The sequence below is a fragment of the Mesorhizobium delmotii genome, assembly GCF_900149755.1.
GTDB lineage: Bacteria > Pseudomonadota > Alphaproteobacteria > Rhizobiales > Rhizobiaceae > Mesorhizobium > Mesorhizobium delmotii.
The window spans coordinates 368928-387739 of record NZ_FUIG01000013.1; the positions used below are offsets into that span (position 1 = coordinate 368928).

General features: G+C 64.2%; 14 protein-coding genes. 13 read left to right on the forward strand and 1 reads right to left on the reverse strand.

From position 1 onward, the window contains the following. Positions 1 to 140 precede the first annotated feature (140 nt). The 13 genes from BQ8482_RS03275 (at position 141) to BQ8482_RS03345 (ending at position 18147) form a co-directional block, all read left to right on the forward strand. Positions 141 to 842 carry a response regulator transcription factor gene (locus BQ8482_RS03275; protein WP_023796909.1) on the forward strand — a complete coding sequence of 234 codons (702 nt, stop codon included), beginning with the start codon at positions 141 to 143 and terminating at the stop codon, positions 840 to 842. Between the two features lie 84 nt (positions 843 to 926). Further along, positions 927 to 2708 (forward strand): sensor histidine kinase, encoded by a 1782-nt coding sequence (locus BQ8482_RS03285; protein WP_095493999.1) that lies wholly within the window; start codon positions 927 to 929, stop codon positions 2706 to 2708. A 3-nt stretch (positions 2709 to 2711) separates the two neighbouring features. Beyond that, entirely contained in the window at positions 2712 to 3158 is a 447-nt protein-coding gene (locus BQ8482_RS03290; protein WP_123146243.1) for an HPr kinase/phosphorylase, read from the forward strand. Positions 3159 to 3322: 164 nt separating this feature from the next. Further along, positions 3323 to 3724, forward strand: coding sequence for a PTS sugar transporter subunit IIA (locus tag BQ8482_RS03300; protein WP_123146244.1), 402 nt, complete (start codon positions 3323 to 3325; stop codon positions 3722 to 3724). After that, positions 3721 to 4017, forward strand: a complete 297-nt coding sequence (locus tag BQ8482_RS03305; RefSeq protein WP_123146245.1) for an HPr family phosphocarrier protein — start codon at positions 3721 to 3723, stop codon at positions 4015 to 4017. The genes BQ8482_RS03300 and BQ8482_RS03305 overlap by 4 nt, the downstream gene beginning before the upstream one ends. Before the next feature lie 217 nt (positions 4018 to 4234). Further along, a complete protein-coding gene (ahcY, locus tag BQ8482_RS03310) occupies positions 4235 to 5635 on the forward strand; it encodes an adenosylhomocysteinase (RefSeq protein WP_123146246.1) in 1401 nt (466 codons plus the stop codon). A gap of 188 nt (positions 5636 to 5823) precedes the next feature. Continuing rightward, positions 5824 to 8388, forward strand: a complete 2565-nt coding sequence (locus tag BQ8482_RS03315; protein ID WP_123146247.1) for a sensor histidine kinase — start codon at positions 5824 to 5826, stop codon at positions 8386 to 8388. Between the two features lie 8 nt (positions 8389 to 8396). Beyond that, positions 8397 to 9908, forward strand: coding sequence for a tRNA (adenosine(37)-N6)-threonylcarbamoyltransferase complex ATPase subunit type 1 TsaE (gene tsaE, locus BQ8482_RS03320; RefSeq protein WP_123147350.1), 1512 nt, complete (start codon positions 8397 to 8399; stop codon positions 9906 to 9908). Positions 9909 to 9928: 20 nt separating this feature from the next. Continuing rightward, complete coding sequence (locus BQ8482_RS03325; protein WP_123146248.1) at positions 9929 to 10654, forward strand: nucleotidyltransferase family protein; 726 nt, start codon at positions 9929 to 9931, stop codon at positions 10652 to 10654. Then, a complete protein-coding gene (addB, locus tag BQ8482_RS03330) occupies positions 10651 to 13773 on the forward strand; it encodes a double-strand break repair protein AddB (RefSeq protein ID WP_123146249.1) in 3123 nt (1040 codons plus the stop codon). The genes BQ8482_RS03325 and addB overlap by 4 nt, the downstream gene beginning before the upstream one ends. After that, positions 13770 to 17282, forward strand: coding sequence for a double-strand break repair helicase AddA (addA, locus tag BQ8482_RS03335; protein WP_123146250.1), 3513 nt, complete (start codon positions 13770 to 13772; stop codon positions 17280 to 17282). The genes addB and addA overlap by 4 nt, the downstream gene beginning before the upstream one ends. A 74-nt stretch (positions 17283 to 17356) precedes the next feature. Continuing rightward, the gene (gene trxA / locus BQ8482_RS03340; RefSeq protein ID WP_123146251.1) at positions 17357 to 17680 is read left to right on the forward strand and encodes a thioredoxin; all 324 of its coding nucleotides are present in this window, start codon (positions 17357 to 17359) and stop codon (positions 17678 to 17680) included. 185 nt (positions 17681 to 17865) lie between these two features. Continuing rightward, positions 17866 to 18147 (forward strand): cupin domain-containing protein, encoded by a 282-nt coding sequence (locus BQ8482_RS03345; protein WP_065011517.1) that lies wholly within the window; start codon positions 17866 to 17868, stop codon positions 18145 to 18147. 188 nt (positions 18148 to 18335) lie between these two features. Here the strand turns inward: BQ8482_RS03345 and BQ8482_RS03350 are convergent, their stop codons facing one another. Next, positions 18336 to 18755, reverse strand: a complete 420-nt coding sequence (locus tag BQ8482_RS03350; RefSeq protein WP_123146252.1) for a VOC family protein — start codon at positions 18753 to 18755, stop codon at positions 18336 to 18338. Positions 18756 to 18812: the final 57 nt, after the last annotated feature.

An 18812-nucleotide genomic window follows, 5' to 3' on the forward strand; every position in this document is an offset into this window, starting at 1 on the left:
CCATGTTGAGGTGAAATCGTGGCCGCCGGCATGCCGCTCGTGACAGCGGACGAAGCCTGTGCCACATTTTGTACCTAATTTGTCCTGCAAAAGCCCCTTCTCGACCAAAGAAGGGACAGCTCATGAGGGAGCCACTTGAAATGGCAACAATCGCGCTTGTCGACGACGACCGCAACATTCTGACGTCGGTGTCGATCGCCCTCGAATCGGAGGGATATCGCGTCGAAACCTACACGGATGGGGCGTCGGCGCTGGAAGGCCTGGCGGCGCGCCCGCCGAACCTCGCCATCCTCGACATCAAGATGCCGCGCATGGACGGCATGGAGCTTCTGCGCCGGATGCGCCAGAAATCCGACCTGCCGGTGATCTTCCTGACGTCCAAGGACGACGAGATCGATGAGCTTTTCGGCCTCAAGATGGGTGCCGATGACTTCATCCGTAAACCCTTCTCGCAGCGTCTTCTGGTCGAGCGGGTTCGCGCCGTGCTGCGCCGTGCCAGCGCCCGCGAGGCATCGGCCAAGACGCCCAACCAGCAGGCCCGTTCGCTCGAGCGCGGCCAACTTGTCATGGACCAGGAACGTCACACCTGCACCTGGAAGGGCGAGCCGGTGACGCTTACCGTCACCGAGTTTCTGATCCTGCATTCTCTGGCCCAGCGTCCCGGTGTGGTAAAAAGCCGTGATGCGCTGATGGATTCGGCCTATGATGAGCAGGTCTATGTCGATGACCGCACCATTGACAGTCACATCAAGCGGCTTCGCAAGAAGTTCAAGGCCGTCGATGATGACTTTGAGATGATCGAAACCCTTTACGGAGTCGGATATCGGTTCCGCGAAGCATGAATTGATGCATGTCGCCCAAAAGTGGTCCCGGTTTTGGGACAACGACATGCATCAAAACCAGGACTGAGCGGGGGCTGCTATTCGATGGCAGTGGACGTAGAGAGAGTGAGACGGACGGGCGCCCGGCGCCCGTCGCGGATTCTGCCGGCATTCCTGTCGAGAATCACGGTGCCGATGCGCCGCTTCCTCGGCCACCATATCTTTTCCAGCCTGACGCGGCGCATTCTCTTCCTCAACCTCGCCGGCCTGGCCGTCCTGGTCACCGGCATTCTCTACCTCAACACGTTTCGCGACGGGCTGATCGATGCCCGCGTCGAGAGCCTGATGACCCAGGGCGAGATCATCGCCGGCGCGATCGCGGCATCGGCGACGGTTGAGACCGATTCGATCAGCATCGATCCGGAAAAACTGCTGGAACTGCAGGCCGGCGAAAGCCTAGGCCCCGGCTCCGATCAGCTCGACAATCTGGATTTCCCGATCAATCCGGAGCGCGTCGCGCCGGTGCTCAGGCGGTTGATTTCGCCGACGCGGACGCGCGCCCGCATCTATGACCGCGACGCCAATCTACTGCTCGATTCGCGCCATCTTTATTCGCGCGGCCAGATCCTTCGCTACGACCTGCCGCCGACCGACAAGGAAGAACCCGACCTTCTGGAACGTATCCAGAAATTCGTCTTCGACTTCTTCCGCAACACCGCGCTGCCGGTCTACCATGAACAGCCGGGCGGCAATGGCGCTGCATTTCCGGAGGTGGTCAAGGCGCTTACCGGCAGCCCGTCGACCATCGTGCGGATCTCCGAACAGGGCGAGCAGATTGTTTCGGTCGCCGTGCCGATCCAGCGCTTCCGCGCCGTCCTCGGCGTGCTGATGCTGTCGACGGAAGGCGGCGACATCGACAAGATCGTCGCGGCCGAGCGCAAGGCGATCCTGCGCGTCTTCGGCATCGCCGCCCTTGTCACCGCCATCCTGTCGATGCTGCTCGCCTCGACCATCGCCAACCCGCTGCGCCGGCTGTCGGCGGCGGCGGTCAGGGTGCGGCGCGGCGTCAAGAACCGCGAGGAAATCCCTGATTTCTCCGACCGGCAGGACGAGATCGGCAATCTGTCGATCGCCGTGCGCGACATGACCAATGCGCTCTACGCCCGCATCGAGGCGATCGAAAGTTTCGCGGCTGATGTCTCGCACGAATTGAAGAACCCGCTGACCTCGCTGCGCAGCGCGGTGGAGACCCTGCCGCTGGCCAAGAACGACACCTCGCGCGGCCGGCTGATGGAGATCATCCAGCACGACGTCAGGCGGCTGGACCGTCTCATCACCGACATTTCCGACGCCTCCCGTCTTGACGCCGAGCTCGCGCGGGAAGACGCAGGAACCGTGGATCTCAAGAAATTCATCACGGATCTGGTCGACGTTTCGCGCACGGCGACGCGCAACAAGAAGACGGTCGAGATCGAGTTCAAGGTCGCCAAACTGCCGCAGGGCGTCAAAGGCTACTTCGTCGCCGGTCATGATCTGAGGATCGGCCAGGTCATCACCAATCTGATCGAGAATGCCCGCTCCTTCGTTCCTGAAGAGCGCGGCCACATTGCCATATCTCTGGCGCGCGCCGGCAAGGTCAACATCATCACCGTCGACGACAATGGTCCCGGTATAAGGGCCGACAACATCGACCGCATCTTCGAACGCTTCTACACCGACCGGCCGGCCGGCGAGGCGTTCGGCCAGAATTCAGGCCTCGGCCTGTCGATCAGCAGGCAGATCGTCGAAGCCCATGGCGGCACGCTGACCGCCGAGAACATCCCGGGCACCAAACCCGGCGAGATCAAGGGCGCGCGCTTCGTCGTGACACTGCCGGCGGAAGGCTGATCTGTGCGCGCTGAAAACATTCATGGAACGGCGCTGCTGATCGGCGAGCGCGGCGTCCTCATCACCGGACCGTCCGGCGCCGGCAAGACGACGCTGGCGCTGACACTCCTGGATCATTGCCGCGCGCGCGGGCTGTTTTCGCGGCTTATCGGCGACGACAGGCTGCTTGCCGCGGCCCACGCCGGGCGGCTGGTCTGTCGCGTGCCGGCGACCATCGCCGGTCTCGCCGAAGTGCCTGGGTTCATGCCGCGCCCGCTGCCGTTCGAGCCGGGTGGAGTGATCGACCTGCATGTCCGGCTGGTGCCGAAGGCAGAAATGGCCCGTTTCCAGGAGGAAATCAGCGAGCCGGTGGCAGGCTGTCCGGTGCCGCGTATCGACCTTGCCGAGCGCAACGCCGCCACGGCCTTGCCGGCGGTGATGGCGCGGCTGTCGATCGCGCCCTTTTTATGATCCGGTTCCGGTTTTTTGCTGCAATGCGTCAAAATGGCCTGGGCCTGTGCAATTTTGGGCTTGTCAACGCGTCTCGCGTCGACAAGATAGCGCTCCCGCCGCCTGGAATGGCCGGCGAGCATAAAATGCGGCTGTGAAGCGGCGATGACGGGAGCCACCAAAGAATGATCGGACTCGTGCTTGTAACGCACGGTCAACTGGCCGCCGAGTTCCGCCATGCCGTGGAACATGTCGTCGGGCCACAAGACAATTTCGAGACCGTGGCGATCGGCGCAGACGACGATATGGAGCAGCGCCGCAGCGACATCGTCGACGCCGTTGCCCGTGTCGACACGGGGGCGGGCGTCATCGTTTTGACCGACATGTTCGGCGGCACGCCCTCCAATCTCGCCATTTCGGTGATGGAATCCGGTCGTACCGAGGTCATTGCCGGCATGAACCTGCCGATGCTGATCAAGCTGTCCAGCATTCGCAAGGGCGACAACATGACGGCAGCGCTGGACGAGGCGCAGGCCGCCGGCCGCAAATACATCAATGTCGCCAGCCAGCTTCTGAGCAGCAAATGAACGCGCTGTCGGCCAAGAAAGGTGACATCGTCCGGGAATTTCCAATCGTCAACCAGCGTGGCCTGCATGCCCGCGCCTCGGCGAAGTTCGTTCAGGTCGCCAGCGGCTTCGACGCCTCCGTCCAGGTCGAGAAGGACGGCGTCACGGTTGGCGGCACCTCGATCATGGGCCTCATGATGCTGGCGGCGAGCCCCGGCTTTTCGATCCGCGTCACCGCCAGCGGCCCGGAGGCCGAGCAGGTGATCGACGCACTGGAGCAACTGGTCGCCTCCCGCTTCGGCGAGGAGTCCTGACGCCCAGAGCACCGCGGCGTCCTTTGGGCATCGTGCTTCCGAAAATCGATTCCGGTTTCGGGCCGAGGCGCCTCCGAAGACATGCACGGATAAAGATTTCTTTATATCCCATTGTCGTCCGACCGACGATCTGCTAGTCAGGCCGGCAACTCGCGCCCTTCGACACGCCTTCCGGCGCGGGCGCATCCCGAAGACAATTCTTGATCGGAGCACTGCCATGACGGGTAGCAATGACTATGTGGTCGCCGACATCTCGCTTGCCGGCTGGGGCCGCAAGGAGATCGAGATCGCTGAGACCGAAATGCCGGGCCTGATGGCCTGCCGCGAAGAATTCGGCAAAGCGCAGCCGCTCAAGGGCGCGCGCATCACCGGTTCGCTGCACATGACCATCCAGACGGCGGTGCTGATCGAAACGCTGAAGGCGCTCGGCGCCGATATCCGCTGGGCCTCCTGCAACATCTTCTCGACCCAGGACCATGCGGCCGCGGCCATCGCCGAGGCCGGCATTCCGGTCTTCGCCGTCAAGGGCGAGACGCTCGAGGACTACTGGGTCTACACCGACAAGATCTTCCAGTGGGCCGATGGCGGCACCTCCAACATGATCCTCGACGATGGCGGCGACGCCACCATGTACATCCTGATCGGCGCGCGTGCCGAAGCCGGCGAGGATGTGCTCTCCAATCCGGGCAGCGAGGAGGAAGAAATCCTGTTTGCCCAGATCAAGAAGCGTATGGCGGCATCGCCCGGTTTCTTCACCAAGCAGAAGGAAGCGATCCGCGGCGTCACCGAAGAGACCACCACCGGCGTCAACCGGCTCTATCAGTTGCAGAAGAAGGGCCTGCTGCCGTTCCCGGCGATCAACGTCAACGATAGCGTGACCAAGTCGAAATTCGACAACAAATATGGCTGCAAGGAATCGCTGGTCGACGGCATTCGCCGCGGCACCGACACGATGATGGCCGGCAAGGTTGCGGTCGTCTGCGGCTATGGCGACGTCGGCAAGGGTTCTTCGGCGTCGCTCAAGGGCGCCGGCGCCCGCGTCAAGGTCACCGAGGTCGATCCGATCTGCGCATTGCAGGCGGCGATGGACGGCTTCGAAGTCGTCACGCTCGAAGATGCCGCCCCGACCGCCGACATCATCATCACCACCACCGGCAACAAGGATGTCGTCACCATCGATCACATGCGGGCGATGAAGGACATGGTGATCGTCGGCAATATCGGCCACTTCGATAACGAGATCCAGGTGGCGTCGCTGCGCAACCTGAAGTGGACCAACATCAAGCCGCAGGTCGACATGATCACCTTCCCGGACGGCAAGCGGATGATCCTTTTGTCCGAAGGTCGCCTGCTCAATCTCGGCAACGCCACCGGCCACCCGAGCTTCGTCATGTCGGCATCCTTCACCAACCAGGTGCTGGCCCAGATCGAGCTGTACACCAAGCCCGGCCAGTATCAGAACCAGGTCTATGTGCTGCCGAAGCATCTCGATGAAAAGGTCGCGCGCCTGCATCTCGACAAGCTCGGCGCCCGGCTTACCGAACTGTCCGGCGAACAGGCCGCCTATATCGGCGTGACCCCGCAGGGACCGTTCAAGCCGGAACACTACCGCTATTAACCACAGCGGAAATTACCACTAGATATTGATGCCGGGCGATTGACTTTTCGCCCGGCTTTATTTTTGCGCTGATTGATTCTTCACGCCGATTCGCGCAAGCGCTATGGTGCTGATTCGCGGGTCCGGGGACGAGGGCCGACACCCGCATCAGGGCGGTCTTGCATTCAGGCGGCGAAGAGGACCAGGACATGCCGGGGGATTACCCGCCTTGCGCGGGACAGGCCGTTTCCGGCGGCCACAACGATTCGGTGACCATGGGTTCCGCTGCCAGAGGCGGAAGCCTCTTATGGCGCGCTGGCAGCCGCGTCGGAAAATTGCTTGCTTCTTCCGCGCTCGTCGGTCCGCTGCTTGGCCTTTCGGCACATGCTGGACCCGCTGCTGCGTCCAAAGCCGGGCTGTCGGTCAGCACGGTCGAGGTCATGCAACTCGCGATGTTTGTCGGCGTCATGGGTGCCGCACTTGTCTCGGCCATTTTCCTGATCCGCGAACGGGCGCGCACCTCGGCGCAGAATGTCGAACTCAGAGCCCGCCTGGCCGACGTCAACGCTGCGCTGCAGCGCTCCGAGGCGCTGCTCAACCTGCGCGGCCAGCGTGTCGTCGTATGGGCCTCGGAAAACAAAAAACCCGAGCTCGTCGGGACATTGCCGGTTGAAAGCGGCGCTCCGGAAGACCGTGCCGCCTTCCTGGCCTTCGGCCGTTGGCTGATGCCGCGCTCAGCGGCGGCGCTCGAAAATGCCGTGGCGGGACTGCGGGAAAAGGCGAAACCGTTCGATCTCGTCATCGAATCGCAGGCCGGTGCGCCGCTCGAAGTGCACGGGCGCAAGAGCGCAGCACACGTGGTCGTCCGCTTCGTCTCGCTTTCAGAAACGCAGCGAAGCGAGGCCAGGCTGAAAATCGAGAACCAGCGTCTCGCCGCCGACTATGACACCATGCTCGGCCTTCTCAACGCACTCAGCATGCCAGCATGGCTGCGCACGGCGAACGGGCGGCTGAAATGGGTCAACCGCGCCTATGCCAAGGCGGTCGAGGCGGAAAACGCCGAAGCTGCGGTTCGCGACGCGAAGGAATTCCTGGGTGGCCAGGCGCGCGAAGCAATCGCTGCGCAGCACAAGTCGCGTCCCGTCTTCGAGCAGGCGCTTTCCACCGTGATCGAAGGCGACCGCCGCATGTTCGCCGTGACCGACTTCGCTGGCGCCGACGGCTCGGCGGGTCTTGCCTGCGACACCAGCGCCATCGAAACCATCCGTAACGAATATGAGCGGACCGTGCGGAGCCACGCCGACACGCTCGATCAGCTCAACACCGCCGTGGCGATTTTCGATACCGACGAAAAGCTACGGTTTTTCAACCAGGCGTTCCAGAAACTATGGGGTCTCGACAGCGGCTTCCTGCACAGCGCTCCCGACAACGCCTTGTTGCTCGATCGGCTGCGCAGCGAAGGCAAGATCGCCGAGCAGCCCGAATGGCGGCGCTGGAAGGAAAGCCTGCTTGGCGCCTATCGCGCGGTCGAGTCGCAGGAACATTGGTGGCATCTGCCGGACGGCAAGACCATCCGCGTCGTCGCCAATCCGCAGCCCAAGGGCGGCGTGACCTGGGTATTCGAGAACCTGACCGAGAAGATGGACCTTGAAAGCCGCTATCAGACCGCGGTGCGGGTCCAGGGCGAGACGCTCGACAATCTTGCCGAAGGCGTGGCCGTGTTCGGCCCGGACGGCAGGCTCAGATTGTCGAACCCGGCATTCGCAGCACTTTGGGGGCTGGACGCTGACGCCGCCAAGCCCAACGTTCACGTCTCCACGATCCGCGATCTGTGCGACCGGCGCGCCGCCGACAGCCCCTGGCGCGGGTTCGTTGCCGCCATCACCGGTTTCGACGACGAGCGCCGCGACCGCCACGGCCAGACCGAGCTGAACAACGGCACCGTGCTGCGCTACGCGATGATCCCGCTGCCAAACGGGCAGGTGATGATGACCTTCGTCGACGTCACCGACAGCGTCAATGTCGAGCGTGCGCTGAAGGACAAGAACGAGGCGCTGGAAAAATCCGACCAGCTCAAGAACGAGTTCGTGCAGCACGTTTCCTACGAATTGCGCTCGCCGCTGACCAACATCATCGGCTTCACCGAGCTTCTTTCGCTGCCGTCGACCGGGCCATTGAGCCAGAAGCAGCGCGAATATGTCGAGCATGTCGGCTCGTCTTCCGCGGTCCTGCTCACCATCGTCAACGACATCCTCGACCTGGCAACCGTGGATGCCGGCATCATGGAGCTCGACATCTCCGAAGTTCACGTCGACCGGACCATCGCCGCCGCCGCCGAGCTTGTTGCCGACCGGCTGGAGGAGCATGCGATCAGGCTCAAGATCGACGCGGCCACCGCGCCAAAGACGTTCCACGGCGATGAAATCCGCATCCGCCAGATCCTCTACAATCTGCTGAGCAATGCCGCGAACTACGCTCCGGAGGCGAGCACCATCACGCTCGCCTGTCGTTCGCTTGCCGAAGGCGTGGAATTCTCCGTTCACGACGATGGTCCCGGAATGCCGCCCGACCTGCTCGACTCGGTGTTCCGGCGTTTCGAACCGCGCACCAATGGCGGCCGCCGGCGCGGCGCCGGCCTCGGTCTGTCGATCGTCAAGAGCTTTGTCGAGCTGCATGGCGGCAGCGTCCGCATTGAGACCGGCAAGGACAAGGGCACCACCGTCATTTGTGCCTTTCCGGATACGCCGTCCGGCATCCGCGCGGCGGCCGAGTAGCGCGCTCGATGACAGGCGTGGTGCTGGAGCGTTTTCTCGCCGACGAGGCTGCGACCGCAAGGCTGGGCGAGGATCTGGCCATGTCGCTGCGCCCCGGCGACGTGCTGGCGCTCAAAGGCGATCTCGGCGCCGGCAAGTCGAGTTTGGCGCGGGCGCTGATCAGGGCAATGACCGACGATGCCGATCTCGACGTGCCGAGCCCGACCTTCACGCTCGTCCAGAGCTATGAGGCGCGTGTTCCCGTCCATCATTTCGACCTCTATCGCCTGTCCTCGGCGTCCGAACTGGACGAACTGGGTTTCGACGAGGCGCTGGCGCAAGGCGCTGCCCTGGTCGAATGGCCGGAACGGGCAGAGGCCTATTTGCCAAAGACTTCGGTTCTGATCGAACTGGTCCATCAGGACGACGGACGCCTGGTGAGACTGTCGGGACAAGGCGCTGCCGTCGAGCGAGCGGCGCGATCGCTGGCCATGCGCGAGTTTCTCGAAAGAGCTGGCTGGGGTGAAGCGCAAAGACGCTATTTTATCGGCGACGCCTCGGCCCGCTCCTATGAGATCGTCTCGCTGGCCGGCCTGCCGCCGCGCGTGCTGATGAACTCGCCGCGGCTGGTGCTCGGGCCGCCGGTCCGCGACGGCAAGCCCTATGCGGTGATCGCCCACACTGCGCAATCGGTCTCGGCCTTCGTTGCCATCGACCGGGCGTTGCGGGCCGGTGGCGTCAGCGCCCCGGAAATCCACGCGCAGGATCTGGACCAAGGCTTTCTGCTGCTCGAGCATCTGGGCTCGGAGGGATTTCTCGGCCAGCACGGCCAGCCGGTGGCGGAGCGCTACGCAGCGGCGGCCGAACTGCTTGCCATGATGCACGGCAAGGCATGGCCCGATCGCATCGAGGCCGCGCCCGGTCTCTTTCACGACGTGCCGCCTTTCGACCGCGACGCCATGATGATCGAAGCCGAATTGCTGCTCGACTGGTATGTGCCGGCGATGTCAGGCGGCCCGGCAAGCGATGCCTTGCGCGTCGGCTATACAAAAGAATGGAATGCGGTTCTCGACCGGTTGGAGGGGCGCGAATACACGCTCATGCTGCGCGACTTTCATTCGCCCAACATCATCTGGCGCGGCGAGCGTACCGGTCACGATCGCCTCGGCATCGTCGATGTCCAGGACGCGCTGATCGGCCCTTCGGCCTACGATCTCGCCTCGCTGGCCATGGATGCCCGCGTTACAATTTCGCCTGAGATCGAGCGGCGGACGCTCGATGCCTATATCGCCGCGCGCCATAAGGCTGGCGTTTTTAACGAAGACGAATTCGTCGAGACCTATGCGATGATGGCGGCGCAGCGCAATTCGAAGATTCTCGGCATTTTCGTCCGGCTCGAAAAGCGCGACGGCAAGCCCTATTATCTGAAACACCTGCCGCGCATTCGCGATTATCTCCGGCGGGCGCTGGCGCATCCCGGGCTGGCCAGCTTGCGGGATTTCTATACCGCCCACGGCCTACTGGAGGAACGGTCGCTGTGACGACACGCCTCAAAACCGCAATGGTGCTTGCCGCCGGGCTCGGAAAGCGCATGCGGCCAATCACCGACACAATGCCGAAGCCGCTGGTCAAGATATCAGGCAAGACGTTGCTCGACTGGAGCCTGGACAGCCTGGCCCACGCCGGCGTCGACAAGGCCATGGTCAACGTCCATTATTTTCCCGAACAGATCGTCGCCCATGTCGCCGCGCGCCGCGCGCCGCGGGTCGTCATTTCCGACGAAAGCGAAAGACTGCTCGATTCCGCCGGCGGTATCGTCCATGCTTTGCCGGAACTGGGAGGGGCTCCCTTTTACATTGTCAACGCCGACACCTTCTGGATCGACAGCGGCGTGCCCAACCTTGCCCGCCTCGTCCTTGCATGGGACGCGGCGAAAATGGATATTCTGCTGATGCTCGCGGATCCCCAGTCAGCAACCGGACACAGCGGCGGCACCGATTTCCTGATGTCGCCGGCTGGCGCCTTGCGGCGTTCGAAAGGCGACCCGACAGGCCTGATCTACGCCGGCGCGGCGATCGTCCATCCCAGGCTTTTCAAGGATGCGCCGGCCGGGCCGCATTCGCTTAACGCCTATTTCGATGCGGCCATCGCTGCCAGTCGCCTGTTCGGCATGACGATGCACGGCCATTGGATCACCGTCGGCACGCCCGACGCCATACCGCTTGCGGAAGCGGCCGTCGCCGCCGCTCTTGCTGAGTCGCCCAGCGCTCTTACTGAGTTGAAATGAGCGGCTCCCGCCGCGTTTTCTCGATCCCGCCCGGAGCGCCGTTTCTGCCGACGCTGGCCGAGGCCCTGCTGTCAGGATGGCTTGTCCCCGGTTTCCGGTTCGACGGCGACCCACTGGCACTGGCCGACGCCACCATCTACGTGCCGACGCGTCGCGCTGCGCGGGCGCTGCGCGGCGTCTTCGTCGACCGTCTCGGTGGCCGCTCGGCGATCCTGCCGGTCATCCGTCCGCTCGGCGAGTTCGACGAGGATGAAGCTGCATTCGAGGCCGACGCATCGGCGGCCATCAATCTTGCGCCGCCGATCGCCGCGATCGAGCGCCTGCTGCTGCTGGCGCCGCTGGTCCGCGCCTGGAAACGCCGCCTGCCGGCGCATGTCGCGGCACTTTTCGACGAAGAGATCGTCGTGCCGGCCTCCGCCGCCGACGCCATCTGGCTGGCGCGCGACCTGGCCCGGCTGATGGACGAGATCGAGACGGAAGGTACGGACTGGACCAGGCTCGCCGATCTGGTGACCGGCAACCTCGCCGGCTGGTGGCAAGTGACGCTCGATTTCCTGGGCATCGTCACCGAAAACTGGCCGAATCTCCTCGAGGAACGCAATCGCTCCAACCCGGCCGCGCATCGCAATGCGCTGATAAGGCTGGAAGCAGCACGGCTGAAGCGCAATCCGCCGGCCGGACCGGTGATCGCCGCTGGCTCCACCGGGTCTATTCCCGCCACCGCTGAACTGCTTGCGGTGATCGCCGGCCTGCCCAGCGGCGCGGTCGTGCTGCCCGGCCTCGACCTGATGCTGGATGAGCCGTCATTCCAGGCAATTGCGGCGCCCGGCGCGCGGCCGGCCTTGCTCGGCCATCCGCAATACGGCCTGACAAAACTGATCGGCAAGATCGGCGTGCTGCGCGGCGATGTCGAGGAGATCGCCGTTGCCGAAACGCCGCTCACGTTGCGCGCCGCACTTGTCGGCGAGGCGCTGCGGCCGGCCGAAACCACTGAGCTGTGGGCCGAGACGCGCGCCCGCTTTACGGCCGGCGATATCACCGACGCCTTCGCCGACGTGACGCTTCTCGAAGCCGCCGGCGAACGCGACGAAGCGGTGGCGATCGCCGTCGCGCTCAAACGTGCCGTCGAACAGCCCGGCCAGCGCGCCGCACTCGTCACTGGCGACCGCGCCCTGGCGCGGCGCGTCTCAGTCGAGCTCTTGCGGTTTGGCGTCGTCGCCGACGATTCGGGCGGCACGCCGCTCGCCAACACGCCTGCCGCCAGCCTGCTCAGGTTGGCGCTTCAGGCTGCGTTCCGCCCTGGCGACCCGGTCGCCCTGCTGTCGCTGCTCAAGCACCCGCTGCTGGGCCTCGGCCTGGAACGCACAAGCGTCCGTCATGCGGCGGAGATCGTCGAACTGGTGGTGCTGCGCGGCGGCACCGGCCGCCCCGACATCGCATCGCTGCCGGAGCTCTTCGAGGCCCGACTCACCGGCGTGGGCAACGGCACCCGCCCGCCTTTCTGGTTCTCCCGCCTGACTGTGCGAAACATCGAGGGCGCCCGCGAATTGCTCATCCGCCTTGTCGCCGCGCTGGCGCCGCTGATCGCCTTTCGCAGTCAAGCCGAGGCCGATCTTGCCGAATTGACCCGGGCCAGCGTCGTCGCGCTCGAAAGTCTGGGCCGCACCGCGGATGGCAGCCTGAGCGAACTCTATGCCGGCGATGCCGGCGAAAAGCTCGCCGAGCTCTTGCGCGGGCTGGTCGCTGCCTCGGCGTCGTTCTCCTTCGCGGCGGACGAATGGCCCGATGTGATGGAGGCGCTGATCGCGCCCGAGACAGTCAAGCCGGCACGAGGGACCGATAGGAACATCGCCATCTGGGGTGCGCTGGAAGCCCGATTGCAGAACGTCGACACGCTGGTCGTCGGCGGGCTCAACGAAGGCGTGTGGCCGCGCAAGCCGGAAAGCGACCGCTTCATGTCGCGGCTGATGAAGACCGGCATCGATCTCGAGCCGCCCGAACGGCGCATCGGCCTGGCCGCCCATGATTTCCAGATGGCGATGGGGGCGAAGAAAGTGGTGCTGGCGCGCTCCGCCCGCTCGGGCGACGCGCCGGCGGTGCCGTCGCGCTGGCTGCAACGCCTCCTGACCTTCATCGGCAAGGACCATGCGGCGGTGCTTCGCCGGCGTGGTGATGAATTCCTGTCCTGGGCCCGTGCGCTCGATGCCGGCGAAAGAAGAGAGTTCGCGCCGCGACCGCAGCCGAAGCCGCCGCTGGCTGTGCGGCCTCAGCATTTCTCCGTCACCGAAATCGAGACGCTGCGCCGCGACCCTTACGCGGTCTATGCCAGGAGGATCCTCGGCCTGATGCCGCTCGATCCCGTCATCCGCGATCCGGGCGCCGCCGAGCGCGGTACGCTGTTCCACGCCATCCTGCATCTTTTTTCGCGGACCGTGGCCGATCCGCTTGTGCCGGAGGCGCTGGACGCTCTCATCGCCGCCGGCCGCGCATGCTTTGCCGAGGCGCCCCTTCCTTCCGATGTCGAGGCGGTGTGGTGGCCGCGCTTCGAAAAGCTCGCCGCCGGCATCATCGAATGGGAGCGCGGCCGCGCCTTCGCCGTGACACGGCGCCACGCGGAGGAGCGCGCCGAAAAAACCGGCGTCGGCCAGTCCGGCGTGACGCTGTCCGGCTATGCCGATCGCGTCGATCTCCTGGCCGGCGGCATGGCCGATATCCTGGACTACAAGACCGGCTCGTCGCCGTCGAAGGCGCAGGCCCATACGCTGCTTTCGCCGCAACTGGCGCTCGAGGGCGCGCTGCTCAGGCGCGGCGCCTTCAAGGGGCTTGGCGCGCGCGAGCCGTCGCAGCTGGCCTTCATCAGGCTGAAGCCGAATGGCGAGGTATTCGAGGAATCCATCCTCGAATACAACCGCAAGCCGCGAACCGCCACCGATCTTGCCGAGGAGGCCTGGGCGCGGCTCGAAAAACTGCTGATCCACTATGCCGACCCGACGACCGGCTATTTGTCGCGGGCGCTGCCGTTCCGTGAGGGCGAGACCGATGGCGACTACGACCATCTCGCCCGCGTGCTCGAATGGTCTGCTGGCGGCGACGCCGACGACGAGGGAGGGGAGGCATGAAGAAGGCCTATCCCATCCCGACCGATACCGCCGCCAGCCAGGCCAGCGCCTCCGACCCGCAAAATTCCGCCTGGGTGTCGGCCAATGCCGGATCGGGCAAGACCCATGTGCTGGCCCAGCGCGTCATCCGTCTTCTGCTGCGTGGCACCGATCCGTCGAAGATCCTGTGCCTGACCTATACCCGCGCCGCCGCCGCCAACATGTCGAACCGGGTGTTTTCGACATTGTCGGAATGGACGGCGCTTGGCGACGTCGAACTGGCGGCAAGGATAGAAGCGCTGGACGGTCGCCAGCCCGATCGCGAAACCCTGCGCCGCGCCCGCCGGCTGTTTGCCGAGGCGCTGGAGACACCGGGCGGGCTGAAGATCCAGACCATCCACGCCTTCTGCGAATCGGTGCTGCACCAGTTTCCGCTGGAAGCCAACATACCGGCTCATTTCGAAATGCTCGATCCGCAGATGGAGGCGTCGCTCTTCGCCGCCGCCCGCCGCGACATGATCTCGGGCACGGCGGCCGGCGATGCGGGGCTGGCCGAGGCTTTCGCCACCATTCTGGAGCGCGGCGGCGAACATGGGCTCGACGCATTGCTGGCCGAGATCGTGCGCAAGCGCGACGGCTTGCGCGCCTTCATCAGCGCGGCCGGCGGCGATGGCTTCCGGGCGCTGTTCGACGAATTCAAGTTTCGCGCCGGCCAGACCGCCGAAGGCCTGGCTGCATCCGTCTGGCCGCTGCCGGGCTTCCTGCCGGACTATTTCATCACCTTTGCCGGCGCTGCCGAAGCCGCCGATGCCCGCATCGTGCTGAACAATTTGCTGCCCTACGCCCATCTTGCCTTCGCCGAGAATGATCCGGTTCGCCGGCTGCAATTGCTGGCAAAAGCCTTCCTGCGGGCAGATGGCGAGCCTTATGAGCCGGCAAAGACGTTCAAGAAGGCGTTGCTCGACCGGCTGCCGGATCTTGCCGAGCGCTATCTCTCAGCGGCCGATGCCATCCTCGAAATCTCCGATCGGCTGGCCTTGTTCAGGATGCTGGAGGGCACACGTGCCGCTCTGACCATCGCTGACTGGCTGATCGCCCGCTACGAGCACTTGAAGCGCGCCCGCGGCTTCCTTGACTTCAACGACCTCATCACCCGAACGGTCAATCTTCTGGCGCGGCCCGACGCCGGTCCATGGGTGCAATATAAGCTCGACCAGGGCATCGACCATATCCTGCTCGACGAGGCGCAGGACACCAGTCCCGACCAGTGGGAGGTGGTTAAGCGGCTGGCCGAGGAATTCTTTGCCGGGCTCGGCGCGCGAGACATGGTCCACCGCACGGTGTTTGCCGTCGGCGATGAAAAGCAGTCGATCTATTCCTTTCAAGGAGCAGCGCCCGACTCCTTCGCCGACTCAAGGCTGCTGTTTTCCGGAAAGGTGCGCGACGCCAATGCCGCCTTCGCCGATCTCAAGCTGACCTGGTCTTTCCGCTCGACCGACGACGTGCTTGCGGCGGTGGACCGTGTCTTTGCCGACCCGGTCGTGCGGCGCGGCATCAGCCACGATCCCGACCCGCTGAACCACAAGGCGATCCGCACCGATGCGCCGGGCTATGTCGAGGTCTGGCCGTCGATCGGTGCCGACGTCGTCGACGAGCCCGACGACTGGACGCAAGCCGTCGACCACGCCCATGCGCCGGCGGTGCGTGTTGCCGAAAACGTGGCGGCGACCGTTGCCGGCTGGATCGGCGCCGGCGAGATCATCGAAGGCCGCGGCAAGAAGCTTCGGCCCGGCGACGTGCTGGTGCTGGTGCGCAAGCGCGATCGCTTCGTCCATGCGCTGACACGCGCGCTGAAGCGCCGCGGCATACCGGTCGCAGGCGCCGACCGGCTCAGCCTGCCCGGTCATATCGCGGTTAAGGACCTGATCGCGCTCGGCCATTTTCTCATCCAGCCTGAGGACGATCTGTCGCTTGCCGCCGTGCTGCGCAGCCCGGTTTTCGATGTTTCGGAAGAGATGCTTTTCGCGCTCGCCGGCGAGCGGCCGTCCGGCCTCTCGTTGATCGCTTCGCTCAGGCAGCAAGCCGGCGAAAGCGCCGCCTTGGCCGCAATCGTTGCCCAACTCGACACATGGTCTGATGAAGCCGCATTCAAGCCGGTATTCGAATTCTATGCCGGGGCTCTCGGCCGCGACGGCCTGCGCAAGAAAATGATCGCACGGCTCGGGCCGGAGGCCGGCGACATCCTCGACGAGTTCCTGAGCTTCTGCCTGGCCGAGGAGCGGAGCGGCCTGCCAGGACTGGAATCCTTCCTGTCGACGCTGGAAAATGCCGGCCCCGAGATCAAACGCGAAATGGACCAGACCCGCGACGAGGTTCGCGTCATGACCGTGCATGCCGCCAAGGGCCTGGAGGCGCCTGTCGTGTTCCTGGTCGATGGCGGTTCCGCCCCGTTCAGCGACCAGCATCTGCCAAGGCTGATGCCGTTCGATGGCTCGGGCGACCATTGGGACGGCAAGGGCTATCTCTGGCGCTCGGCCAGCGATGTCGCCAATGGATTTTCGCGGGCCGCTTCGGTCCGCGCCCGCGAATTGGCCGACGACGAATACCGCCGGCTGCTCTATGTCGGCATGACTCGTGCCGAGGACCGGCTGATTGTCTGCGGCTATCACGGCAAGCGGGCGCCGAACGCCGGCACCTGGCATTCGATCGTCAGTCGCGCGCTGGTCGGCGCCCCCGAAAGCACGGAGCGGCAGCACCCGGCCACCGGCGAGACCGTGCATCGCTTTCACGCGACAAAACTGCCGCCGGTCGCACACGCGGCCACCGAAGAGGCGCGGCAGGCGCAACAGTTGGAGCCGTTGCCAAACACCCTGTTCCAGCCCTTGCCGCCCTTCGAGGACCTGCCGCGACCGCTGTCGCCGTCCGGCGCCTCGGCGCTGATCGACGAGGCCAAGCAAGCGGTGATCGACACCGGCTCGCCGGTGCTGGACACCGAGGCGGAGCCTGGCTTTGCCGTAATGCGAGGGCTGGCGCTGCACAAATTGCTGCAGATGCTGCCCGGCATTGCGGAGGCGGAACGCCGCGATGCCGCGGAACGCTATCTCAGGCGCGCCGGCGCGCAATGGCCTGAAACCGAGCGCGACAAGGCCTTGGCCTCGGTGGCGGCGATCCTTGCCGACAGCCGTTTCGATCAGCTGTTTGCGTCGAATTCACGCGCCGAAGTCGCGATCATGGGCAGCCTGGAGGTCAAGGGCAAGCTGCGCTCGATCTCCGGCAAGATCGACCGGCTGGCGGTCACATCAGGCAAGGTGTCGATCGTCGACTACAAGACCAACCGGCCGGCGCCTGCAACCCTGTCGGACGTTCCACCGGCCTATGTCCTGCAGCTCGCGCTCTATCGCGCGCTGCTCCAGCCGCTTTATCCCGAGCATGAGGTCTCGGCGGCGCTGATGTTCACTGAAGCGCCGCGATTGATCGAGCTGCCGCTAGCGGTCATGGACGACGCCCTTGCCCGACTCACGCGAGCGTGACACAACAATTGCTTGAAGAAGGGCGCGACCACCACCACATTTGGTGCGACAATAACTCTCGAAAGGATTTTCGCATGGCCACCGTCAAGGTCGACAAGAGCAATTTCCAGACCGACGTACTTGATGCCAAGGAGCCGGTCGTGGTCGACTTCTGGGCGGAATGGTGCGGCCCGTGTAAGATGATCGCGCCGGCGCTGGAAGACATCGCTGTCGAACTCGGCAGCAAGGTCAAGATCGCCAAGCTCAACATCGACGAGAATCCCGAGCTGGCCGCGCAGTTCGGCGTGCGCTCGATCCCGACGCTGATGATCTTCAAGGGCGGCGAAATGGCCGACATGAAGGTCGGCGCCGCGCCGAAGACGGCGCTGTCGCACTGGATCAACGGCAATCTCGCCTGAACCGGCTGAAATTTCGCAGACAAGCCCGGCCTCGCGCCGGGCTTTTTCGTGGCGTCATCTCCAGCACTTGATCTTACGCATGACCCAGAAAATCGAATCCGATTTTCTGGGTCATGCGCTGGTCCGCCCTGGCACTCGCCACTTGCCGCCTCATGCTCTTGTCTGGCTTAAAGCAGGAGAACGACATGACCGGATCCGCCAAGGCCACCGTCTTCATCGACAATGAGCGCGTCATCGTCACCGAATACCGCTTCGCCCCAGGCGACAACACCGGCTGGCACCGTCATGGCCACGATTATGTCATCGTGCCGCTGATGGACGGCAAGCTCAAGCTCCTGACCAAGGACGGCGAATCCTTCGCCGAAATGAAGAAGGGGGCGCCCTATTTCCGCAAGGAGGGCGTGGAGCATGACGTCATCAATGCCAATGAGGGCGAATATGCCTTCATCGAGATCGAGCTGAAGTAATTCACCTAGGGTGTGTTGAGATTCAGGTCAGGCCGAGTCGAAAATGGTGGGTTCCGAGAACCGGGGCGGAGCGTACTTTTGGGTACGTGAGCACCGGAAGCGCAGGAAGCCGCCATTTGCAGGCCGGCATCACCTGAATATCAACACACCCTAAAGCGGCTCAGGCCCGCCGTAGGCTGGAGGCGCGGTTACCAATCCGCGATACGATCGCCTCCGACGAACTGTGCACTTTTCTCGGTATATTCAAACAGTTCTATCATCACGTCGTTAGGACCGCGAACCCATGCCTGGTAGGTATCATCGCACGCGTGTTTCTTTGAAGTGATATCAACGCCTTTCGACCTTACGTGGGCGATCGCGGCGTCAATGTCTTCCACTTCGAGGCAGAAGTGGTTGATCTGGTTCAAGTCGCTATAGCTGGCCCCATCTTTCTGGAACACCTCGATGTGGCTGCGGCTGCCGCAATTGAGGTAGAAACCAAAAATCTTGCCGTCGCGCAGGAAGTTGAACTGGGTGTCCATGCCGAGGACGTCCCGATAGAAGCTTCGCGTCGCTTCGAGGTCATCCGCGAAGATGCAAACGTGAGCGAGCTGCTTTACCTTGATCATGACTGGCTCCTCGCGGTGATCTGACGAAGTCCGGCGTCATCGTGCCCTGGTGAACAC

What these genes read in the sequence shown, in the direction of transcription:
- BQ8482_RS03275 (WP_023796909.1), top strand. Translation starts at nt 141, where the DNA reads ATGGCAACAATCGCGCTTGTCGACGACGACCGCAACATTCTGACGTCG.
- BQ8482_RS03285 (WP_095493999.1), top strand. Translation starts at nt 927, where the DNA reads ATGGCAGTGGACGTAGAGAGAGTGAGACGGACGGGCGCCCGGCGCCCG.
- BQ8482_RS03300 (WP_123146244.1), top strand. Translation starts at nt 3,323, where the DNA reads ATGATCGGACTCGTGCTTGTAACGCACGGTCAACTGGCCGCCGAGTTC.
- BQ8482_RS03305 (WP_123146245.1), top strand. Translation starts at nt 3,721, where the DNA reads ATGAACGCGCTGTCGGCCAAGAAAGGTGACATCGTCCGGGAATTTCCA.
- ahcY (WP_123146246.1), top strand. Translation starts at nt 4,235, where the DNA reads ATGACGGGTAGCAATGACTATGTGGTCGCCGACATCTCGCTTGCCGGC.
- BQ8482_RS03315 (WP_123146247.1), top strand. Translation starts at nt 5,824, where the DNA reads ATGCCGGGGGATTACCCGCCTTGCGCGGGACAGGCCGTTTCCGGCGGC.
- tsaE (WP_123147350.1), top strand. Translation starts at nt 8,397, where the DNA reads ATGACAGGCGTGGTGCTGGAGCGTTTTCTCGCCGACGAGGCTGCGACC.
- BQ8482_RS03325 (WP_123146248.1), top strand. Translation starts at nt 9,929, where the DNA reads ATGGTGCTTGCCGCCGGGCTCGGAAAGCGCATGCGGCCAATCACCGAC.
- addB (WP_123146249.1), top strand. Translation starts at nt 10,651, where the DNA reads ATGAGCGGCTCCCGCCGCGTTTTCTCGATCCCGCCCGGAGCGCCGTTT.
- addA (WP_123146250.1), top strand. Translation starts at nt 13,770, where the DNA reads ATGAAGAAGGCCTATCCCATCCCGACCGATACCGCCGCCAGCCAGGCC.
- trxA (WP_123146251.1), top strand. Translation starts at nt 17,357, where the DNA reads ATGGCCACCGTCAAGGTCGACAAGAGCAATTTCCAGACCGACGTACTT.
- BQ8482_RS03345 (WP_065011517.1), top strand. Translation starts at nt 17,866, where the DNA reads ATGACCGGATCCGCCAAGGCCACCGTCTTCATCGACAATGAGCGCGTC.
- BQ8482_RS03350 (WP_123146252.1), bottom strand. Translation starts at nt 18,755, where the DNA reads ATGATCAAGGTAAAGCAGCTCGCTCACGTTTGCATCTTCGCGGATGAC.